Origin of the sequence: Chitinophaga sp. S165 (assembly GCF_003182155.1) — a bacterium.
In the GTDB taxonomy this organism is placed as follows: Bacteria; Bacteroidota; Bacteroidia; order Chitinophagales; family Chitinophagaceae; genus Chitinophaga.
The window spans coordinates 291,815-312,940 of sequence record NZ_QGTG01000007.1 but is presented as its reverse complement, the minus strand read 5'-3'; the positions used below and the strand labels follow the sequence as shown (position 1 = coordinate 312,940).

The window sequence follows — 21,126 nt, the reverse complement described above, 5'->3', positions numbered from 1 at the left end:
AATGTACCTTTGCCACCTAGACTGACTTTAGTATCATGAAATTGTTTTTATATTATCTGAAAAGTTACAAATGGTTGATAGGACTGGCATTGTTATTAGCTACTATTAACCAGGTATTTTCCCTGCTGGATCCCTATATATTCGGCAGGATCGTAGACCTTTTTGCAGACCATCCGCATACTACTGCCAAAGGACTTCCAAGACCACAATCTGAATATGTACAGGGAGTTATTCTCTGGCTGCTGGCATCTATAGGAGTCGCCATGGTGTCGCGTATCGCAAAAGCGTTCCAGGACTATTTTGTAAACGTGATCATTCAGAAATTCGGGGCCAGGATATACACTGACGGGCTCCGCCATTCCCTAAGGCTTCCCTATCAGCAATTTGAAGATCAGAGAAGTGGGGAAACACTGGCTGTGTTGCAGAAAGTGAGGATCGACAGCGAGAAATTCATTACCTCTTTCGTGAACGTGCTGTTTGTGGCCCTTATAGGTGTCATCTTTGTAATGATTTACGCTTTCAGCGTACACTGGAGCCTGGTGTTCGTGTATTTTGGCGGCAGTCTGATACTGGGTTGGCTGATCAACGTACTAAGCAAGAAGATCAAGACCATCCAGAAAACCATCGTCAAGGAAACAACCATGCTGGCGGGCGCAACTACAGAATCACTCCGTAACATCGAACTGGTAAAAAGCCTCGGGCTGACACACCAGGAGATCGGGAGGTTGAACTCTACCACCATACGTATCCTCATGCTGGAATTAAAGAAGGTACGCAGCATTCGCAGTATCAGCTTTATACAGGGTACGTTTGTAAACTTCCTGCGTCAAACGATCCTGTTCCTGCTCCTGTTCATGATTTACAGGGACACCGTTTCCGTGGGACAGATGTTTACGCTTCAACTGTATTCCTTCTTCATCTTCGGACCATTACAGGAGCTAGGTAATATTATCCTGGCTTACCGTGAGGCGCAGGTATCGCTGCTGAACTTCGAGGGTATCATGAATACGCCGGTTGAAGAAACACCGGTTGATCCGATCCAGATTAACCGTATTGACAAGCTGACATTCAACAATGTAGGTTTCAAACATCAGACTGCTACGACCAAAGCATTAGATGATATCAGCTTTGATGTGAACGTTGGTGAGACTATCGCTTTTGTTGGTCCTTCGGGATCGGGTAAGACAACCCTGGTGAAACTGCTGGTAGGTCTTTATTCGCCGCAGGAAGGTTCTATTGCCTATAATAATGTGAACAGCCGTAAAATAGATATCGAGGAGTTAAGGTATCAGATCGGTTTTGTAACACAGGATACACAGCTGTTCTCCGGGTCTATTAAAGAGAACCTGTTATTCGTAAATCCGCAGGCAACAGACGAAGAGATATTGCAGGTGATGAAACAAGCCAGCGCCTACACCTTACTGGAACGTGCTGATAATGGACTGAATTCTGTGATCGGAGAAGGAGGTATGAAAATATCGGGTGGTGAAAAACAACGTTTGTCCATTGCACGTGCATTGTTACGTCGTCCGCGCCTGCTGGTATTTGACGAAGCAACTTCCGCGCTGGATTCCATTACGGAAGAATCTATTTCCAATACAGTACGCGATATTACTTCCACACGTGAGCATATCACAGTGATGATCGCACACCGTTTATCCACCATCATGCATGCCGACAGGATCTATGTGCTGGAGAAAGGCCGTATTACAGAAACTGGTACACATGACCAGTTACTGACTGAAAAAGGTCTCTACTATGCGATGTGGAGGCAACAGATTGGAGAGAGATAATTATCTTTGCGCCCATGAGCAACAAGCGACCCAACTACTTCCTCAGCATGCTATCTATGAGATGTCCGCATTGCCGTAAAGGAGATATGTTTAAGACGAAAAATGCATATGCTAACCTGAGAAAAACGTTTGATATGCATGAACACTGTCCTGTATGCGGACAGAAATACGAACTTGAAACAGGTTTCTGGTTTGGTACCGGATATGTTAGTTATGCTTTAGCTGTAGCCTTTTCCGTAGCAACCCTGATCGCTTACTGGGTAATCTTTGGTATGTCATGGGCCGATAACAGCGTATTTATCTGGCTGGGCATAAACGGCGTTTTACTGATCTTACTGCAGCCATGGTTAATGCGTATCAGCAGAGTGATATATCTCTACTTTTTCGTGTATTATGATGAAAGTACGGCAGACCTGCCGAAAAAATAACCAAGAAGGCTGGCCGGATGGTCAGCCTTCTTCATTTTATGCCAGTATTCATTGCACGACTTTTGCGATACCCTTCAAAAGATCACTCATGCAATCGACTCACTTACTGTATTTATCTGCCTTTGTCCTGCTGTCGGCTTGTGTTACAGCCACACAGGAGACCGAGACCAAGGCCGACAGCGCCAATATAGTAGCCGTTACAGATGAGGCGCCGGCAAAGCAACAAACTGTGGATACCGCCCGCGATAAGCCCCCTACACAGATATTAAAACCACAGGCAGGCTCATACCCTCCGGAATGCTATCAGACAATTACAGACATCATACAAAGTTCCGACTTCAAATCAGATCTGGCGAAGAAGGAAAATATCAAAGTGAGGATAGACCGGCAGGAAAACAGTAAACTGTTCCTGCAACTATTTACCAGTGGAAAAGACAATGAGTCGACCGTCGGCTGGTTACGGCTGGACAAAGCAAATGAGAAACTGGAAGATATTACCGTGGACCCGGATAAACCAGTTCAACTGGATTATGACAGGGCACTGATCAGCGCATTGAGGCAGAGCTGTCCCTGATTAAATAAAAATGCCGCGACTATAGCCGCGGCATTTTTATCGGATTGCTCAAGTCCTGATTATTTAAAGTCGATCGGGATAGATACTTTCATGCTGAAAGTACGCCCCATATTGAATACCCCTACCCTACCCGTTACTTCGTTCTCAGGTGCATATTTCAAACGACTGAGGTGATTCTGATAAGCTACATCTGCCAGGTTATTAGCTGCAAGATGTAGTGAAAACAATACTTTGTTGTTTTTTCTATTTACGAAATCAGTACCGATACCTGCATTCAGCAAGGTATAACCAGGCGTAGCGGTCTCGGTCTGATATGCAAAGAAGATATCGTTCTGGGCAAAGGTTTTGTCCAATTGCACACCTACATATGCATTCTGCATTACACCACCTACCTTTCTGAATTTGCCTTTCAGCTCGGAGATCCAACGTGCGGCCGGAATATTCGGCAGGTATTTCGTGGAATCGGAGCTATTTGAAACAGAGGAACGCACATAAGAAACGGTGTTCTCAAAATGCAACCAGTCTATCGGATGCGGATGAATATCCAGCATGAATTCCCCACCATATAAGTTGGCCGTGTTCTGTTGATATTTGAAAGCAGAATAACCCTCATCATTGTCGGTAGCTGGGATAGAGTCAGTGCCGGCCGCATTCACCAGTTTACGGGCAAAGATGAAGTTATTGATGTGGTTATAGAATACGCTGGCGGTGAGTGAGATATGTTGTGAATTGAACTCCACTCCTACGTCTCCTTGTGTACTTACTTCCGGTTTCAGATTTTCGTTACCGTATTCATATTTGATCGTGCCTTCGTGTACACCGTTAGCCGCCAGTTCTGAAATGTTTGGCGCACGGAAACCACGGGCCACATTCAGCTTCAGGGTAACCTGCTGGCTGGCGGCATAACTTAAGCCTGCACTACCGGACACGTTGGAAAAGTTACGGTCGAAAGTAGCGAATTTGGTTTCGCCGCCATTGTTCACAGGTTCGCCTTCTTCATTCAGGTTTAGCCCTTTAATGTTCATGTGGCGGTTATCGAAACGCAAACCACCGCTTACTGTCAGCTTATCAAAAGTTTTGCTGGTTACTGCGAATACACCGGCATCAAAGAGGTCATAAGCCGGGATCAGGTACTCTTCTCCACCGATGTTGTTCTCCTGGCGCATGCCATTCACACCGATAGTTGTTTGCCAGCCATTCATTTCCGGCAGATAATATTTCAGGCCATAGTTGAATGTGTTTAATTTCAGGAACAGTTCCGGCTCATCCGGCGCCAGCACATCTCCCAGTTCCTTACGACGATTCCATTGATAGCCCAGTGTTAATGCTACACGGCCACCGTTGTGGATATAAAAGTTATTATCCCATACCAGCTTATTATGGGTAATCTTCTGACGAGGAACACCAATACTGTAGGATTTAAAATCATCATCTGTAGCTACCGCTTCGTCTTCTGTACCATTATTGTTAACAGGTTTGATGAATTGTCCATTCTCATTCCGGTCTCCTTCCACCAATCCCAGTTCCTGGTTGAAGGAAGTAAAACGCAGAATGGAGGAACCCCATTGTTTATTCAGACCGAGGCTACCACCATAGTTGGTATTTTTAAATTTGGAATTGAATACGTAGCCATCGTATTTATTCTTGTAGTCATGGGCAAATTTCTGCGTACCAAATGCGCTCCAGCTCAAACCTCCTTTTGTGGTACCTGCAATATCAGCATGGTAGGAAATCTGTCCGTTATTAGTAAGATAGTTAGCGGCAACATTTCCTTTTACCTGACCAGCAGCTACACTGCCAGGAGGAACGATATTTACAACGCCTGCAAGCGCATCTGACCCGTATACGAGGGAAGAAGGTCCTTTGAGTACCTCTACTTTGCTAACATTGTAATCATCGATCTCAATACCATGTTCATCGCCCCATTGCTGTCCTTCCTGACGTATACCGTCACCTACCACTACAACGCGATTGTAACCCAGACCGCGGATGAAAGGCTTTGAGATGGCTGGTCCGGTGGTCAGCTGACTTACGCCAGGCAGTTTGGCGATCGCATCCACAATATTGGTAGAGATGTTCGCATCCAGGTAATCCCGCCTTACGATGCTTACTGGCGTTGGTGTTTTTTTCAATGTAGTAGCCATGTTTACACCAGTGATCACTACCTCATTTTTTTCAAGCAGTGTTTCTGACAGGGAAAAATCCTGCTGTGTGGCGCCAGTGATCTGGACGGTTTCTGTAAATGCGGCGTAGCCGATATAATGCACCTCCACCAGAAATTTACCTTTAGGCAGGTTTTTAATTTCATATTCACCCCGGGCATTGGCAGAAGCGCCAACATGCAGATCGGGCAGGTATACTGTAGCTCCCGGCAATGGGCTATGAGAGGACTTATCGGTCACTGTTCCTTTAAGAGAATTACCGGCATCATCATTCGTGATGGAGGCAAGGCCGGAAGTATATGAAAGCAAGCTGGAAATTATAACTATAATGAGAACACGTAAATAGTGCATAGAAAGATTTGTTTATAGACGATTATCTATATGGCAACACAATGGCTGCTATATAGTAACAACATGGGCTGACGCCCTTTCATAGAGAGTAAGTATAGACTAAACAAAATCTATCGCCGGAGGCGCACGGGGAGAGAGTGTTCTGTAAGGGATGTGCGAAATAACAGGGATGACCGGGATAGCATAATACCAGGTGATCTCTTTTACCAGTGCACTATAAAATACGGTAGTATGTTCGTATGGTTCCGGCTCTATCTGAAGGAAACCGCAATGCACATGTTTAACGGAAAAAGCGGGACCATGTTTTACTGCGGGCGATTCATCCTCTGTATCGTGGTGATCGAAAAACTGGTGTATGAAGGCCCTGGGGGTAGTATTGAAGACAAATACCCCTAACAGCATGATCGCTAATATCCTGTATAATACCTTACGTTTCAGATCACGAGTTTGAACGATAGCAAAGGTAAGGGAAATAAATGCAACAATGTTGCTCCCTAAGTGAATAGTCCATAGAAGATCGAATTAGCTGATAGCTGGTTGGCCGGTCTTATAAAGAAAAAAGCCCATAGCATCGCTGCCATGGGCTTTTTTTGATATCTTATATATTGATTATTAATACTTAACCTTCAACATAGATCTCAGGTGCTGATACACACCATTCTGAAGACGTGCATAGAAGATACCGCTGGCAAGGTTACCGCTATCGAAGTTGATGGTGTACTCCCCTGCGGCCTGGATCTTATTTACAGGCGTCGCCACCAGACGGCCCATGGTATCGAAGATCTGTATCATGGTATGTCCGCCCCTTGTTTTATACTTCAGGGTGGTGCTGGTAACGAACGGATTCGGATAGTTGGTGATCAGGTTATTGCTACCGTTGTTCACATCATCGATCGTGGTCAGTGTACCACAGGCAACACCGCTTACGATAGGTAAACGCTGGTAATCCTTGAACAGTACGGTTTGCAGGGTTGCATTATCAACGCAGAACCACTGTTCCAGCAGGGAGGCATAGACAGAACGGAAATCGTACTGCATAGGCATGTTATCACCTACGCTGGTTTCTGTAGGGATATCGGGAGAAGAACCCAATACACCCTGGAGTACATAATCACCGAATACGATCATTGGAGCAGCAGCGCCGTGGTCAGTACCCATACTACCATTGGACTTGATACGACGGCCAAATTCAGAGAAGGTCATACCTACGACGCGGCGGGAAGCCTTCAATTTAGTCAGGTCGTCCATGAACGCTTTGATAGAATCTGACAGCTGTGCCAGGAGGTTTGCGTGATCACCTTTGGTGGTATCGCCGGCCTGTGCCTGGTTAGCATGTGTATCGAAGAAAGCATGTGTCACCATGTAAAGGCGGGTCTTCAGTCCACCAGCTACAAGGCGCGCTACTATTTTCAGCTGTTCTGCCAGCCTGTTATCAGGATAAGGGCTCTGCTGTGTAACATTCGCAGCGGCCTTTTTGATAGAATCAGCAAATTTATTGGACTGTTTGGCGATCAGACGCACATATTCCAATTCAACACCAGCGTGGGTATTAGGAACTGGGTCGTTGATATCTTCGATGAGGTTATAGAAATCTGTAGAACTGGAGATTGCTACCGCCATATTTGCATCAGCACCCTGGAATACCGGAGATGTCAGAGACCCGATCTGGATAGCCAGCGGCTCAGCGCCTTCGTAAGCGTCAGGGAAACCCGGGAACTGTGTTTCCAGGTAACGGCCTGCCCAACCGGTTTCGATGATCTGGTTCTGATCGGAACCGCTCATCCAGATATCCATTGCACGAAAGTGAGAATAGTCCGGAGAAGGATAACCAACGCTCTGGATCACACATACCTTTCCGTTATCGTACATTTCCTGCAGACCGGTCATTGCCGGGTGAAAACCTGTTTTGATATTGTTAACCAACGGCAATACGGATCCTTCAGGGATGGCAATATTTTTACGGGCGTTCTGATAATCCGCATACACATCCAGCGGAACTATCATGTTAAGACCGTCGTTACCACCGATCATCTGGATCATTACCAGCACGTGGTCATTATCTTCTGCGGATTTCTGCAACGCATTCAGCAGGGATGAGCCACCGAAAGCCTTTACAGCAAATCCATTTATAAAGGTAGGCAGGATAGTTGCCGGAGCGGAATATTTAAGAAAGTCTCTGCGTTTCATAGTTTATAGGTCTTTCTAAGATCAGGCTAATTGGTATTCTGACAAATTCATCAGGTACTTGTACAGTGTCTGCAGGCGGCTTTCCACGATAGCGCGGTTAGCTGCATTCGGATTGGATTTCCATTCGTTCCAGGCATCTGTCCAGTAGTAATCGCTGTCAGGGTTTTGTCCGCTGAGCAGGATGTTGTTCTTCAATCTTGCCTTTGAGTTATCAGATAATTCGATACGGTATAATAAGTCCAGTACATCCTGAATGAGTGTAACAGGATTGGATGGATCAGAGAGTTTTTCGGTGAAAGCCAGCGGATCTATCTTCACACCACCAAAACCTCCGGTGCTGATGATAGAGTCGCTCATCACGTTACGTTTTGGCAGAGTGTCTGTATTGATCCAGATCTCGTGGTACTGAGGCGCCTGACGGTATGCTTCCCAACCTGCTACCTGCGGAGGATCTCCGATATCCTGCAGCATGCTTGCGCAATGACGGCGAATGTCATCCAGCGACTCATGAGCAGCCATATAATCTGTCGGGAATTCAACACCGAATTCACGTACCATACCTACTGCAAATTCGATCGGGCTCTTGATCAATGCTGACATATTCAGCGGATCGAAGAAGTGTTCGCTTTTAAACAGCGCCTTCAGTACAGGCTTCAGGTCAAATTTGCTATCGCGGAAGATCTGTGCCAAAGGCAGAATCACATTTTGTTCTACTGCATCATCTATCAGATAATACACGAAGAAGCGGTACAGTTTACGGCAGATGAATTTTGATACTTCCGGCTGCGCAAAGATGATATTCAGCAGATCATCCAGTTCAGTGGCTCCCTGGGCACCTGTTTTACCGGTGATCTTAGCATTATTATAAAAACTTGAGAACTCTTTGTTTTCGATCACGTGCTGTGTGGACTCAAAATAGGATTCCATTGTAATTGGATTGATCCTATAGCCAGTCAGTACAGTGGCGGTGGTTCTTACATCTTCCTCTGTATAAGCAGATTCAGGTCCTTTACCTACGGTAAACAGCTCATGCAGCTCACGTCCATAGTTCTCATCCGGGCTTTCCTTTCCGTTCAAATAGCCGTTCAGGTATTTGAGCATTGCCGGATCGAGGGTAACGGCTTTTGTTAATGCCTTAAAGTTGCCGGTAGCATTACTTCTCAGCATAACGTTATGCTTATATACGTAGCGTGCGTCATTGATCATATCCATTTCCGTTGCGAAGTGGTTATGCCAGAACAGCACCATCTTTTCCTGGATACTGCGTGACTGATCTATCATGATTTTCAGCCACCATGCTTTGTAGGAAGCCCACCTTTTTCTGTCCGTGTCATTGTCTTCAGGAAGAGGTGCAGAATTTACCCAGGTTTCGCCGGGAGCAATACCTGCTTCATCTTCCCCATAGGTGTTCAAAGGCTGCGTGGTAACAGTGGTAACTGTATCGATCAATGCGTCAACTGCTGCGTCCATACCCAGACCTTTGGCCCAAGCCACGTCTGCAGGTGTAGAACCAAACATAGTGCGTTTCAGCAGGTGTACTGCCTGAGCAGTACCGAATTCTCCCGTGTATTCTGTAATACCAGAATCAGTACGAAAGCCAGTGGTTTCCGCTTGGGCTGCTGTTTGCTGGCGTTTGGCAGGAAGCGTAAGGAATTGTCTGCGATCCATAGATATATGATATGGTTGTATTGTATATAGGGATAAATAAAGGAATAACGTAGCTACTACACAGGTCCCATTTGCGGATCCAAATTAATAAAAAGTTTAATTCAACTAGATTATTTTATTTATTATTCACTACTCAAAAAGAAAAAGGGTTGACTACCATTCCGTTAGTCAACCCTTACTCAATATATAATATTGTTAAAGTCTTTCGATGATACCGGCAATCCCTTGTCCGCCGCCCACGCAGGCGGTAACAATGCCATATTTTTTATCCAGGCGTTTCAGATCACTGAGTATTTGTACTGTCAGCTTGGCGCCGGTACAGCCTAAAGGATGGCCTAACGCGATCGCTCCACCGTTAATATTTACCAGTTCAGGATCGATGCCCAGTTCACGGATCACAGCTACCGACTGAGAGGCAAAGGCTTCATTCAATTCCACCAGATCAATATCATTCAATGACTTACCGGCCTGTTTCAGCGCTTTAGGTACAGCGGCCACCGGTCCGATACCCATGATACGCGGGTGTACCCCTGCTGACGAACAGGCTACCAGTCGCCCGATAGGCTGCAAATTCAACTCTTTCACCATCGTCTCACTCATCACGATTACAAACGCCGCTCCGTCGGATGTCTGAGAGGAGTTTCCTGCGGTAACACTACCTCCCGCAGCAAATACCGGTTTCAGTTTTGCCAGCGCTTCAGGTGAGGTATCTGCACGCGGACCTTCATCTGTATCTACTGTGTATGTACGGGTCTGTTTACGGCCCTTTTCATCCACATATACTTCGTTTACGGCTATCGGGAGGATCCCTTCTTTAAAGTATCCGCTTTCAATAGCTTTGATAGCCTTCTGATGCGACTTGTAAGAAAATGCATCCTGTTCTTCACGGGTTACATTATACTCACGGGCAACCGCTTCAGCGGTCAATCCCATTCCCAAATAATATTCCGGGGTCGTGCTGGCAACAGTGTAATTCGGCACTGTCTTCCAGCCTGCAACTGGTACGAGGCTCATGCTCTCAGTACCTCCTGCTATGATACAATGCGCCATGCCTGACTGGATCTTGGCAGTGGCTATAGCAATTGTTTCCAGTCCGGATGCGCAATAACGGTTCACGGTCATACCAGGAACTTCTATTCCCAATGCCCGCACCGATATCATACGGCCGATCTGTAATCCCTGCTCTGCTTCGGGCACCGCATTGCCCACAATGAGGTCGTCCACCCTTTTCGGGTCGAGCTGTGGTACGCTTTTCAGCAATCCTGTAATTACATCCACGGCCAGGTCATCAGGCCGGTAAAAGCGAAAGCCGCCCCGCTTGGCCTTGCCTACTGCGGTTCTGTATCCGGCTACGATATATGCTGTTTCCATTCCTTTTCTCCTTTTTCCGGGTGTAAAACCCGATTTTTTTGTTTTAAGTTAAAGAAGTTTTGTGAAATAGAAAACTAGGTGTTAAATTTGCAACCCGCACAACGGGAAAGACTCCTTAGCTCAGCTGGTTAGAGCTACTGACTCTTAATCAGTAGGTCCAGGGTTCGAGTCCCTGAGGGGTCACGAAATTTTAAACGCTTCAAGTTCAAAGACTTGGAGCGTTTTTTGTTTTATGCAAATTTACGTACGGCGCTCATTATCAACAACTGACAAGGTTCGAGTCGTGTTCGATCAAGTTGAAAACTTGGGCCATGATGACATCTTTGAGATACATATCACCTAGCTAGGCATTCCATATTTATCTAAAATCATCTATTATCTTTACTGTCACAGTTAGCTAATAAATAGATGCCAAACTCTTTTGATTAACCTAGAACTATTCCAATATTATTTACCTAATTAGGGATATATACGGCGTTTAGGCTGCTGCAATAAAACTGATTTATTACGTTCTGCGGGATTAATTTCTAATTGGCGAAGAATATTTTCAGCTTTACCATGTCCTAGTTGTTTAGCTTGTTTAATATATTCCAAGCCTCTTTCGAAGTCTTTTTCTCCGGTTAGTAATTCTACTCCGTAAGTAAAAAGGTATTCACGGGTAACTGGGTGGTATACAACTTCACCGGTTTCGATATTGAGTTTATGATAGTCTTCCGCTACTTTCTTACTCTTGTATGATCGAAATTCATTGATATGGTAAACGTTCAATAGAGTGTTGCCATCCCATTTGATTCTATCAAAATTTCTAAAGTCGAAGTTTCCTAACAAGAATAATTTATTATTCGATTTACGGTCAGATACTTCAACGTAAAGTTCTTTTCGTTCTTTTGAAAAATAGGCGTTCATTTGAGCTTCATGCTTTTTGTCCGGACTTACTTTCTTTTCTTTATAAACACTATTAAAAACAAAGCCATTAGCGATTATTTTCTCTTCTACTTCCTGAAATAAATGAAATTGTATATCATTTATCTGGCAAAGTCTCCGCAAGCCTTTAGAAAGTAATTCGAGCAAATATTTCAACTGAGTCTGCTCATTCATCAGCATTAGCTGGTCAAAATTGAAATACACATATATAGCTAAAACGTTAAATGAGTCATCTATTTCTAAATCCTTCTCTTGGCATGTGTTAAGCTTAACAATATATCGGAAAACATTCCGACCTGTATCAATTTTTTTGGGCAAAAAAAGATTAAAAAGATCCTCAATTATCCTCATTGAAGAAAGAACTTCCTGTTGTTTAGTGGTCAGTGGGCGCTTAAAATCTTTTTGATCAACACTAAACATAATATCTTGCAAATATTTTCCCATTATTTAATTGAATATTGATAAATCAAAAATAAAAAGGCAGTTTTTCTTTTAATCTCTGGTCTATATAACATTAATCTCCTATCGTGCAAGTTCATTTTGCTTATTTTTAGCTTTTGAAAGCTGTCCTCACAAATGTAGCAGTTCCAAATTATGAAGATGCCACTTGGACTAACTTTCTCTTCCTCCTTCATGGCGGGTGTTGATCAGGATGCCTTATGATAGAAAAAACGCGCTGGTAGGAGCGATTTTTGTTGCCCAGATATTACTGAAAGTCGCTGAGTGCAACATATGAGGTTTTATATACCAAACGTGTACCATTGAATCATTATAAACATAACGAAGATCTTGTTTTTACCTATCCAGAAGAGTGGACAGGTCGTTACAACGATGGTTTGATAGAATTCTATAACGACCAGGATGGCCTTGGCGCACTACAGTTTTCGATTTTCTACCCGCCTCCAAATGAGGAAGTTGACTTGGCCGCCTGGCTGGAAGAAATGCTGGAGATAAACGCAAAAGACTACGCAGTACTCGCGGATCAGCGTTATGCCCGCTTTCAATACGATAACAAAAATGAATCGTGCTAGCGCTATTGGGCCATCAGGAAGTCCGATATGGTGCTTTTCGGCACCTATAACTGCGATGAGCAGTACAAAGGCATAGAAGATGATATCGTAGATCAGATTATCGAATCGATTTGGGATAAGTCAAATATAAATGCAGGGACGTCGGGCAAACTTGAATGTGTAGTAAATCTCAACTTAAATAGTAAACATATGGATCGCGACATTACCCACCTAACCAGTGAGATGGATAAAAATCCGCCAGCAGACCCCAAAACGTTAATCAACATCATAACCCGTCTTGGTTTTAATTTTGCCCCGGATTATATCGATTTTATGTCTGAACACAATGGTGCCGAAGGAGCGGTGCTGGAAGGTGAGTGGCTCAGACTCATCCCAATTGAAGAGTTGGAAGTATACAATCAGGATTACGAGGTATCGGAATACCTTCCCAACATATTTTTTATCGGTTCAAATTGTGGTGGAGATGCATTCGGCATTCGGAAAGCTGAGGGAACTTTTATTCAGGTGCCATTTGTTGATATGGAAGAAGAAGCAATATGGGAACATGGAAATACTTTTAAGGATTTCCTGACCTCAATATCCAAGGCATTTGATGGAATGGCGAATGAAGATGAATGATTAAATAATCCTCTAATTAACTCACCACAATCCATTGATTAATCAGTATCTTCAGCAACAAAGCGTATATTATATGCAACACTATCATCACAACGAAAATCTAAAATTCGACTATCCGGATGATTGGACAGGTAGATATGATGACGGTCTAATTCTTTTTCTAAATAAAGAAGCTACAATTGGTGCATTACAGTTTACCGTATTTTATCCACCGGAAAAGAAAGAAGTATCATTAAAGGATTGGCTTGAAGAACAGCTAGTGGACTACTACACCGGATTTACGGTGATGGAAAATAAACATTACGCCCATTCCAGATACATAATTTCTGATGGAAGATGCTGGAGGCATTGGGCAATAAGAAAAGATGATATGGTACTTTATGGTACATACAATTGTGATGAGAGTAGTCAGGGCATAGAAGACAAGATTGTAGACGCAATTATCGACTCAATATTTAAGATGAAATACTAGCGCCAAAAGAACCTCGAACTTTATTGTACTATTTGATTTTATTTAACTCCATATCGTATAGTTGCGTCAAATCATCAACAATCTGCTTCGATTTTTCCATACATGGGATCACAAAAATATTAAACGCTTCAAATTCAAGAATATCAGTAAGAGGGTTGAAAGTGCAGAGTGGGGACAATCTGTCGTTAAAGATTTGGCGGAATATTTACAATCTAACGAACCAGACTTAAAAGGTATCGGCCTTCAATATTTCAACATAGCGACTCCCATGTCAATTGCCCAGAAAGTGTCTGGATAATTGGGGGTTACATTAATTGATTAAGTCACGGCTACGCCTATCCACTTTTAGCGTGGAATAACACATATCAAATAATCCAAGCCAGCTGGCAAGTCAACCGCATTCGGGAATGATCCCTAATCGGAAAGAGCAGTGATTACATTTTCTATGTAAGCAGCAATTCCTTCACCGTTTGAATCCCCGGCAAACTTTTCGCCACCACAATGACTTTACCACCCGCAGGCAGTGCTGCTGCTTTATAATGCCAGTCTACTCCGTTCCAGCCCAAAAATGCCCGCCCGCGTTCTGTGATAACCCCCTCTGCGTCAACTACCTTTACCTCTACTTCTGCTACCCGGAACTCATTTTGGGCAGTTACTACCACCTCCTCTTTTTCTAATCTGATATTCTGGACTTCAGGACTTCGGTAAGCATCCTTTACCGCTATGTTATAAGCATTTTGCCCCGGTCCTGCCAGCGACTGATAGTAAGCCTTTATCTGCGGATCTTCCATCATCAGCTGCGCCCGTGCTGAAGCAATGGTCATCTTAAGCCTTGCCTCCAGCTGCTTTTGTGTAGGCTTTTTCCTGGAAGGGCCGCGTTTCTTCGCCATAATAATCTGCCCATTCCTTTCGTAGATCGTGATTTGCTTGCCGAGAGAGCCTCGGACAAGTTGCATGAGGATATTGTCTTTAACAATGGCCATAAAAAGGTCGTTTTGAGGTTAGTAATACAAGTTTCCTGTATCGTTTCTCTAAGGTACGTATAAGTACATTAAATTGTCATTAAAAGATCATTTAAAGGGTACTTCAATATCGATTTGATATATAAATGACCTCTTAATACCCTTTTGGCTACCTTTTAATAGCCTTATATGAAGCCGATAGAAAGCCTATTGGACCCCTTTAGAAGGGTTGACTATACTGGCGTAGGCTATATCTGAACACACAAATCTCCTAAGTTTCCAATCTGGTCCACTTTTTCCCCGCCAAAAAATATCAGAATGCGTATTGTATATTCTGGCAAGGTGCGTAAGTTCGTAGGAGATAGAGACCTGGTACCCTTCCCGTGAAAAGGCTTGTAAAAACATCGTTTAAATGTCCATAAAATTTTAGCTATAAATAGGTGTATTATGATCAATAATGAACAATTACCGGATTTATACAAGCAGAAAGCAACTACATTTACTGATGAACAACTGAACAGTGCACAACTGCCAGCTGCAACAAAAACCTGGCTGAAAAAAAATGGATTGCCTGCAACATCTGAAGAAATCGCATTAGGTATTCATCTCCCAGGCAGTATTGAGGAATTTCAGTTTAATGGAAAGAGCTACTGGCAAATCGGATACGAATGGGAGCACGTCAGCATTATTGCTTTGGAAGAAGGTTCCGGGGCTGTTTTTAGCATCACTGTTTCAAAAGGAACGCCACAGGTATTTATCAATACTGACCTACCCGCCTTTTTAACTTTTCTGCAGTATTATAAACAATACCAGGGACGTAAATCAGCGGTGGAAATACCTATTGCTACCTACTCCCGTGATGAGATGCTAAAACGACTGCAGGAAATGAAGAATAGAACTATAACTCCACCGCCACCACGAAAGGAAAAATTTGATCAGAAAAGGGAGTTTAAAGCCATGAAGCAGTTCTTTAAACAAAATGACGCAGCCGCCATCCAGGACGAAAATAATTGGTGGAGCATAATATTGGAGCAGGTAGAGGATGACCTGCTTTAAGAAGAAGGGATCTCATTATCCCTATTCCAGTTTATAAATAAACTCCTCTATCTCTGCTCCCCGCGCATTTGCAAAACCTCTATCCTCCCCTATCCTGATAAAACCACATTTTTCCAACACCTTCTGCGAACCGAAATTATCAAACGCTACCCGTCCAAATATAGGCCTTGCACTTTCAACGGTTAGAAGATATTTAAGCGCCGTAGTCGCAATTCCCTGCCCCCAGAACTTTTTGTCTATCCAGTATGTGATTTCCGCATCCCCTTCCATTACAAATTTTGCAATGCTACCTGCGATAGTTTCATCAACTAAAATTGTCTGCATATTGATTGTCGGATCATTCAGATGTCTTGTATATTTTTCAAAATAAGCTTCTTTGTTGGTGGGATCTTTGGGCGTAAATGCAGCTAGATAAATAGCCTCCTTGTCAAGTTGAAATTGGAAGAAAAATTCTAAATCGGATTGTTGGGTTTTTCTAAATTTTACTTGCTTATCCTGCTTCATGTTATTGCTATTTTGCAATGGTTGTGATAATAGGTATTACTTTATAAGATACACAATAGCCCTGGATGTCAATAGAATTTTTTTAATCCGCTCACGTCTAAAAAGGCCTTTATTTATACTAAATAATCTATATATTACTCCCTGATTAAACCCTAAAAACGTATAACCATGTCAATGTGGGACATAGAAGCGCTGATAGAGTATAGCATAAAACTCGTAGATAAAACAGAAGGGACCAACAAAGAAAAAATGAAACTGATCGGCAACCTCTATGCTGTACAGGAAATGTTCGATTGTTCGTTCACCAACTTCCGGGTAATGCCCATCCTACTCAAAACAGGCTACACAAAAACGATCGACTACAAAGAACATCCCGACTACAAAAGAAATGAGGATTTCTTCGAAAAGCTACTTCAAAAAGATGACATTGAATATATCTACAAGAATATTAGGAAGCAATGGAGTGAAAGGAACAAAATGGTCGCTTACCTCGAAAAAGATAGTCGTAAGATCTATATTGACTATGGCTCCCCATTAAGAAAAGGAGAGCCCCGTTTGAAAAAGATGTACATATATGATCTGGGACTACATCTCATACGGGAAGCTCATAAATTACAGGACAAGGAACTTGTATATGATTGGACCGCATATCTCATGAAATATGGTTCTATGGAGATCGATGATGAGACTACAACTGCGGAAGAGATGATCGAAAAGTATTTCAAAGAGATCAAAGAAATATGGTGTAGCTACGATTATTCAGATTACGAACCTATCCATGAATCGTTGACCATATTTATTCCCGGCTCCGGAAAATCCGACGGCTATAATGAATGGGCTATGAGCGAAGATAACATTCAAGGAAAACTGATTCATTATTTCTTTGATAAAACTGCGTAACTATGACAAAAGAAGAGTTTCATAACTCTGGAATTTAATGTATCCGGAAACAGCTTAACTACGGAAGATCATTTTACAATCGTTGTATCCTAAACTACTATGCTCAAAATTCTACTTAAAAATATTTGCCTTACGACGGTCTTATCGTTCATAGCAACCTCCATCCTGTTCACGGTTTATTATGAATCTATGCACGAGGGACTTGAAGAAAAGCAATCATTATTTATATTATTTGCCGTCGCCGATGTCGTCCAGCATTTACTGCTGTTTATATTTTCTCTACCGGCCCTCATTTTAACAAAACCTGCAATCCGCGCCAGCAAGATACAAAGGCCGCTATTTTACTTTGGTGGAGCAGTATTGGTAACTTTGATCACATTAATATCCGTTATCACTAATAGCATGAACGACATTCCGTTATTAGTTCCCAACGTATTATTTCTAGCTATACATGCAGTATTCTATTTCAGGCTACCTAAACCATAATAGGCCTTTTGAATCAGTCCAGCTTGCACCCTTGTTGCACCAGGTAAAACAATGAAATTTCCCCGGAAAAAAAAATGTCCCCATATTAGAAGTCAAATCGTCATTCAGGTATAAAAACACTTTAACATGAAAGACTTCTTATTGATTTACAGAGCAGACTACAACACAGACACTCGCCAGGGAAATAAAACGGCTGCAGGATCAACTGTAATGTTGACCTACAACAACCTCCGGATACTATTCAGCACCATCCGTCTTTGCTCTTTGCACAGCGTAGTTACCAACATTCCTTCCTACGACTAATCCGACGCCACAGTCACTTTTGTTGTAGTGAAGCCCGCCAACGAATCTGGACCTGGCAGCTTCTTCTGCCATCGCATCATAAGCAGCGGCCCTTTCCGGAATAAGATGTCCCAGTAACTTTGATGCCGCGCCACTAAATGTTGAATGCCCTGATATATAGGAAGGGAAATTCGGAACACCTGTAAGTGACTTTATATTCGGGTCCATCTGGCTTGGACGAGGATTGAAATAGTAGAACTTAGTATCCCAACAAACAATAGCGGCATCCATTTCAGCCATGGCCAGCAGTGCGATATTGCGCGCCCAGCGAACTTCGCTGAAATTTTTCTTAATAAAATCCTCTGCGGCGATCGACATCCAGTGCCCGGTCGGCGTATAAGTGCCGGCGCCGTCTGACCAGAAATGTATAATGCGAATGTTCTCCCTGGTGGCACGTGAGGTCTGATGATATACCTCATCGCACTCATCTTTCATCTCTTTACTTGATGTTGAAGGCGGCGGACCAGGACGTAATGCAATAACTGTCAGTGAATCGAAAAGAAAGGGTTTAACCTTTCCGAATAATGGCAACATCGGCGGACGTTTAGGCGTTTCAAGACTTACCCAGGGCGTTTCACCTCTGGCTATGCAATCATCTTCCAGTTGTTTCCATAACGCAGGATTTCCGCCAGCTACTCCAGCTCTGTCGCCTCTTGCCCTTGTTACAAATTTCTGTGCCACTGCTTTACCTAAAACCTCACCAGCTTCTATATCGCTGCGCACATTAGCGCCCGCAATAATGCGTGCACGCTTCTGCTCTTCAGCTTTTTGTTGAATAAAATCCTGATCGCCGGGAAACAGCAATTTCATCATTTCTGCTGCTGCACCAGCCAATACTGCGTCTTCCGAAGGATAAGAAGGAAGATCGGATTGCGGAATAAGCACTTTCAGCGAACTATCCACTTTATAGGGAGCAGCACGATTGTATAATTTTTTGTAATACCAGGCAGCGATCAACGCATCATACTGGGCAGCTGCTACATAAGCATAAGCTCTTGCTGCATAAGGAGGATTAGCAAAAGGGAATAGCGGATAGGCCAAAGGATTAGCAGCACTCGGCACAGGATAGGTGCCATCCTCATTTTGATAGGGTGGTAAATTATGTTTGGCTACCAGCTCACGCATTATTTCATTCCACCTTAAAACGCCTCCGGCACTCCAGTATTTTACTATTCTTTCCTCTTCTTTGGTCATATCTGCCTGCCATGCTTTTATTTCATTGATCTGTGCAATATAGTCGGGGGATGTAGTAACACCAGGAGCTGCTACTGCAAATTCCGATGGTGATGTAAGCAACACAGGCTTCCATGCTCCGGCATTCAGATCAAGATTAGCTGGAGCCAGCGCAGGAATATTATCTGTTCTTCCTTCTATATCCTTGTTACAAGCGATTATCACTATAACAGCCGCCATAAACACAATGACGGAGTAAAAAACTATCTTCTTCATATCACTTAGCATTTGAGGTAGGGTTAGGAGATTTTGACTTACGTGAAAAGTCCAGAATATAAAAAATGGAACCGTAAACAGTCCTTGCCTGTCCCACGTTTCTACCGGCAACAGTCGTATTACCACCTGCCACTAACTGCAGCTGCGGCAAGGGAGGAATAACATATTTGAAATTTGCCCCGACCATGGTAGCATCCATATTATTGCTGGGGAAAGGCATATTGTTCCGTGTAATGTCAAAACCACCCAGCGTATTCCAGATATTTACCACGGCTTCCGCTATCCACCGTCTATTTCTAAAGCCCGCCCGAAAATTATAATTAGCGGCATCCGGCATTTTTACCTCATGGGTATTGTGCATTTCTGTGGTATAATAGGACTCCCGGTCAATATCGATATTATCGCGAAGCAGATAGGTGGCAGAAGCTGTAGCAAAAAGGCCCATGTCCAACTTGTAATCTACCATTAACCGGCCTAAAGCCGTTTTACTACGTAACCCGATAGACAGTGGCAGGTAGTCAGGCGTATAATCAGTTAAAGGGAAAGACACACCGGCAATACCAAAGACAGACAATTTCCCTTTGCCCATCTCCTTTTGCAGTGGCCGCCACTTTAGAAAAAGGCTCAGGTCCTGAAGGCCGTCCATGCCTTGCAATGTCCCTGCGGATGCTTTAGTTTTTACATAGGGCACGCTAAAAAGCACATTTAACCTCTTGGAGATGCCATAGTTCCCCATTACAGCGGCCATTTTTGTAGATACGGTCCCCAGGTTCTCATTATCTCTTTTCAATGTTCCTTCCCAATAATTTTTCCAACTGCTATAGCTGTACATAGGTCCTACGCAAAACGCATTTTTCGCCATCATAAGCGCATCTATATCTGTTTGTGCAGACAATGAGCGGGGCAGCATCATGGCAAACAATAACATTGCTGCCACAACCATCCGGGGGGATATTTTTTTCATTGTTCAGACGATTTTGGTCAATAATCTCATAGACAGGCCGATTTCATAACGTACACCTTCTTAAAATACATTATCTAAAAATCCATATATAACTACATGTAAATATTCCGGAACTGAGAGGCTGTAATAATATGTTCATGGAAGGGATATACCTTAAACTTCTATTACATTATAATAACCCATTCTGCAACAGTATTGTTCATTTGGGCTAAATTTTGCACATTGGGGTCCCGATTGCCATGCCAGAAACCCTTGCTCCTATTTCTGCATGCAAGCGTCTCCCTAGCCTGCTCATTGCAGTAAATATTCGTCCACAACAAGTAACCATAAACAAACATTGCCTCTGTAACGCCGAAATTATTCCTGCATATTTCTAAGATAATATTATCTTAGCTACTAAGATATTTATCCAATAAGATATAAAATGGACAACGACGAAATAACACGCGTAAGAAGACTAAGTCAATCATACGCATACACCTCTATTCAGATGCATGAAGCCGTTGCCCGAAAAGCGGGGCTATCAGGTACTGATCATAAATATCTGGGCTTTTTAATGCAACAAGGACAAATGACGGCGGGTGAACTCGCTAATCTGACGGGCCTGACTACCGGTGCAGTTACCGGTTTAATAGACAGGTTTGAAAAGAAAAAACTTGTCACAAGGAAATTTGCTGAAGACGATAGGCGAAAAGTGATCATCGAACCGAACACTAAAAACATAATGGCGCTTTTAGTGCCTCTTTATAAAGAATTCCGGAGCAAGTCGGAAAAATTGCTGGCTTCATTCTCAGGCAAAGAGCTCAAGATCATTGAAAGCTACTTTTTAAAAGCAACGGAGATAATGAACGAGACTACCGATAAACTCAACAAAAAATAAACGT

Annotated in this window: 19 protein-coding genes and 1 tRNA gene; 10 read left to right on the top strand and 10 right to left on the bottom strand. The window is 43.2% G+C overall.

Going from position 1 to position 21,126, the window contains the following annotated elements; genetic code table 11:
* Nucleotides 1-35 precede the first annotated feature (35 nt).
* From C7475_RS24505 to C7475_RS24495, 3 genes are all read left to right on the top strand, one after another.
* Complete coding sequence (locus C7475_RS24505; RefSeq protein ID WP_110056044.1) at nucleotides 36-1,793, top strand: ABC transporter ATP-binding protein; 1,758 nt, start codon at nucleotides 36-38, stop codon at nucleotides 1,791-1,793.
* Nucleotides 1,794-1,807: 14 nt separating this feature from the next.
* Nucleotides 1,808-2,221 carry a DUF983 domain-containing protein gene (locus C7475_RS24500; protein WP_110056043.1) on the top strand — a complete coding sequence of 138 codons (414 nt, stop codon included), beginning with the start codon at nucleotides 1,808-1,810 and terminating at the stop codon, nucleotides 2,219-2,221.
* Nucleotides 2,222-2,309: 88 nt separating this feature from the next.
* Complete coding sequence (locus C7475_RS24495) at nucleotides 2,310-2,795, top strand: hypothetical protein (RefSeq protein WP_146217643.1); 486 nt, start codon at nucleotides 2,310-2,312, stop codon at nucleotides 2,793-2,795.
* 59 nt (nucleotides 2,796-2,854) lie between these two features.
* Here the strand turns inward: C7475_RS24495 and C7475_RS24490 are convergent, their stop codons facing one another.
* The 5 genes from C7475_RS24490 to C7475_RS24470 form a co-directional block, all read right to left on the bottom strand.
* Nucleotides 2,855-5,308, bottom strand: a complete 2,454-nt coding sequence (locus C7475_RS24490; protein ID WP_110056041.1) for a TonB-dependent receptor — start codon at nucleotides 5,306-5,308, stop codon at nucleotides 2,855-2,857.
* Between the two features lie 99 nt (nucleotides 5,309-5,407).
* Nucleotides 5,408-5,710: a hypothetical protein gene (locus C7475_RS24485; protein WP_110056040.1), complete on the bottom strand. Its 303-nt coding sequence runs from the start codon at nucleotides 5,708-5,710 to the stop codon at nucleotides 5,408-5,410.
* A gap of 210 nt (nucleotides 5,711-5,920) precedes the next feature.
* Nucleotides 5,921-7,495, bottom strand: a complete 1,575-nt coding sequence (locus C7475_RS24480) for a DUF1501 domain-containing protein (RefSeq protein ID WP_110056039.1) — start codon at nucleotides 7,493-7,495, stop codon at nucleotides 5,921-5,923.
* Between the two features lie 21 nt (nucleotides 7,496-7,516).
* The gene (locus tag C7475_RS24475; protein ID WP_110056038.1) at nucleotides 7,517-9,163 is read right to left on the bottom strand and encodes a DUF1800 family protein; all 1,647 of its coding nucleotides are present in this window, start codon (nucleotides 9,161-9,163) and stop codon (nucleotides 7,517-7,519) included.
* Nucleotides 9,164-9,358: 195 nt separating this feature from the next.
* Nucleotides 9,359-10,534 (bottom strand): acetyl-CoA C-acyltransferase, encoded by a 1,176-nt coding sequence (locus C7475_RS24470; RefSeq protein WP_110056037.1) that lies wholly within the window; start codon nucleotides 10,532-10,534, stop codon nucleotides 9,359-9,361.
* 109 nt (nucleotides 10,535-10,643) lie between these two features.
* On the opposite strand from C7475_RS24470, the gene C7475_RS24465 reads away from it, so the two are divergent.
* Nucleotides 10,644-10,717 (top strand) — tRNA-Lys (locus tag C7475_RS24465).
* A 276-nt stretch (nucleotides 10,718-10,993) separates the two neighbouring features.
* On the opposite strand, the gene C7475_RS24460 is transcribed toward C7475_RS24465, so the two are convergent.
* Nucleotides 10,994-11,902 (bottom strand): hypothetical protein, encoded by a 909-nt coding sequence (locus C7475_RS24460; RefSeq protein WP_110056036.1) that lies wholly within the window; start codon nucleotides 11,900-11,902, stop codon nucleotides 10,994-10,996.
* Between the two features lie 317 nt (nucleotides 11,903-12,219).
* Here C7475_RS24460 and C7475_RS24450 point away from each other — a divergent pair, with 317 nt between their 5' ends.
* The 3 genes from C7475_RS24450 to C7475_RS24440 all read left to right on the top strand — a co-directional run bounded on the left by C7475_RS24450 (nucleotide 12,220) and on the right by C7475_RS24440 (nucleotide 13,579).
* Nucleotides 12,220-12,489 carry a hypothetical protein gene (locus tag C7475_RS24450; RefSeq protein ID WP_110056034.1) on the top strand — a complete coding sequence of 90 codons (270 nt, stop codon included), beginning with the start codon at nucleotides 12,220-12,222 and terminating at the stop codon, nucleotides 12,487-12,489.
* A 189-nt stretch (nucleotides 12,490-12,678) separates the two neighbouring features.
* On the top strand, nucleotides 12,679-13,107 hold the full coding sequence (locus C7475_RS24445; RefSeq protein WP_158286609.1) for an SMI1/KNR4 family protein: 429 nt from the start codon (nucleotides 12,679-12,681) through the stop codon (nucleotides 13,105-13,107).
* 73 nt (nucleotides 13,108-13,180) lie between these two features.
* On the top strand, nucleotides 13,181-13,579 hold the full coding sequence (locus tag C7475_RS24440) for a hypothetical protein (protein ID WP_110056032.1): 399 nt from the start codon (nucleotides 13,181-13,183) through the stop codon (nucleotides 13,577-13,579).
* A 443-nt stretch (nucleotides 13,580-14,022) separates the two neighbouring features.
* Here C7475_RS24440 and C7475_RS24430 read toward each other — a convergent pair whose 3' ends face one another.
* Nucleotides 14,023-14,562, bottom strand: a complete 540-nt coding sequence (locus tag C7475_RS24430) for a hypothetical protein (RefSeq protein WP_110056030.1) — start codon at nucleotides 14,560-14,562, stop codon at nucleotides 14,023-14,025.
* A 426-nt stretch (nucleotides 14,563-14,988) separates the two neighbouring features.
* Here C7475_RS24430 and C7475_RS24425 point away from each other — a divergent pair, with 426 nt between their 5' ends.
* The gene (locus C7475_RS24425) at nucleotides 14,989-15,597 is read left to right on the top strand and encodes an SUKH-4 family immunity protein (protein WP_110056029.1); all 609 of its coding nucleotides are present in this window, start codon (nucleotides 14,989-14,991) and stop codon (nucleotides 15,595-15,597) included.
* A 21-nt stretch (nucleotides 15,598-15,618) separates the two neighbouring features.
* Here the strand turns inward: C7475_RS24425 and C7475_RS24420 are convergent, their stop codons facing one another.
* Nucleotides 15,619-16,101 (bottom strand): GNAT family N-acetyltransferase, encoded by a 483-nt coding sequence (locus tag C7475_RS24420; RefSeq protein WP_110056028.1) that lies wholly within the window; start codon nucleotides 16,099-16,101, stop codon nucleotides 15,619-15,621.
* A 168-nt stretch (nucleotides 16,102-16,269) separates the two neighbouring features.
* Here C7475_RS24420 and C7475_RS24415 point away from each other — a divergent pair, with 168 nt between their 5' ends.
* The gene (locus C7475_RS24415; RefSeq protein ID WP_110056027.1) at nucleotides 16,270-17,001 is read left to right on the top strand and encodes a hypothetical protein; all 732 of its coding nucleotides are present in this window, start codon (nucleotides 16,270-16,272) and stop codon (nucleotides 16,999-17,001) included.
* A gap of 723 nt (nucleotides 17,002-17,724) precedes the next feature.
* On the opposite strand, the gene C7475_RS24405 is transcribed toward C7475_RS24415, so the two are convergent.
* Nucleotides 17,725-19,278, bottom strand: coding sequence for a phosphatase PAP2 family protein (locus C7475_RS24405; RefSeq protein ID WP_110056025.1), 1,554 nt, complete (start codon nucleotides 19,276-19,278; stop codon nucleotides 17,725-17,727).
* A 1-nt stretch (nucleotide 19,279) separates the two neighbouring features.
* Nucleotides 19,280-20,242, bottom strand: coding sequence for a transporter (locus C7475_RS24400; protein ID WP_199236282.1), 963 nt, complete (start codon nucleotides 20,240-20,242; stop codon nucleotides 19,280-19,282).
* Nucleotides 20,243-20,666: 424 nt separating this feature from the next.
* Between C7475_RS24400 and C7475_RS24395 the strand changes: the two genes are divergently transcribed.
* Nucleotides 20,667-21,122 (top strand): MarR family winged helix-turn-helix transcriptional regulator, encoded by a 456-nt coding sequence (locus C7475_RS24395; protein WP_110056024.1) that lies wholly within the window; start codon nucleotides 20,667-20,669, stop codon nucleotides 21,120-21,122.
* Nucleotides 21,123-21,126: the final 4 nt, after the last annotated feature.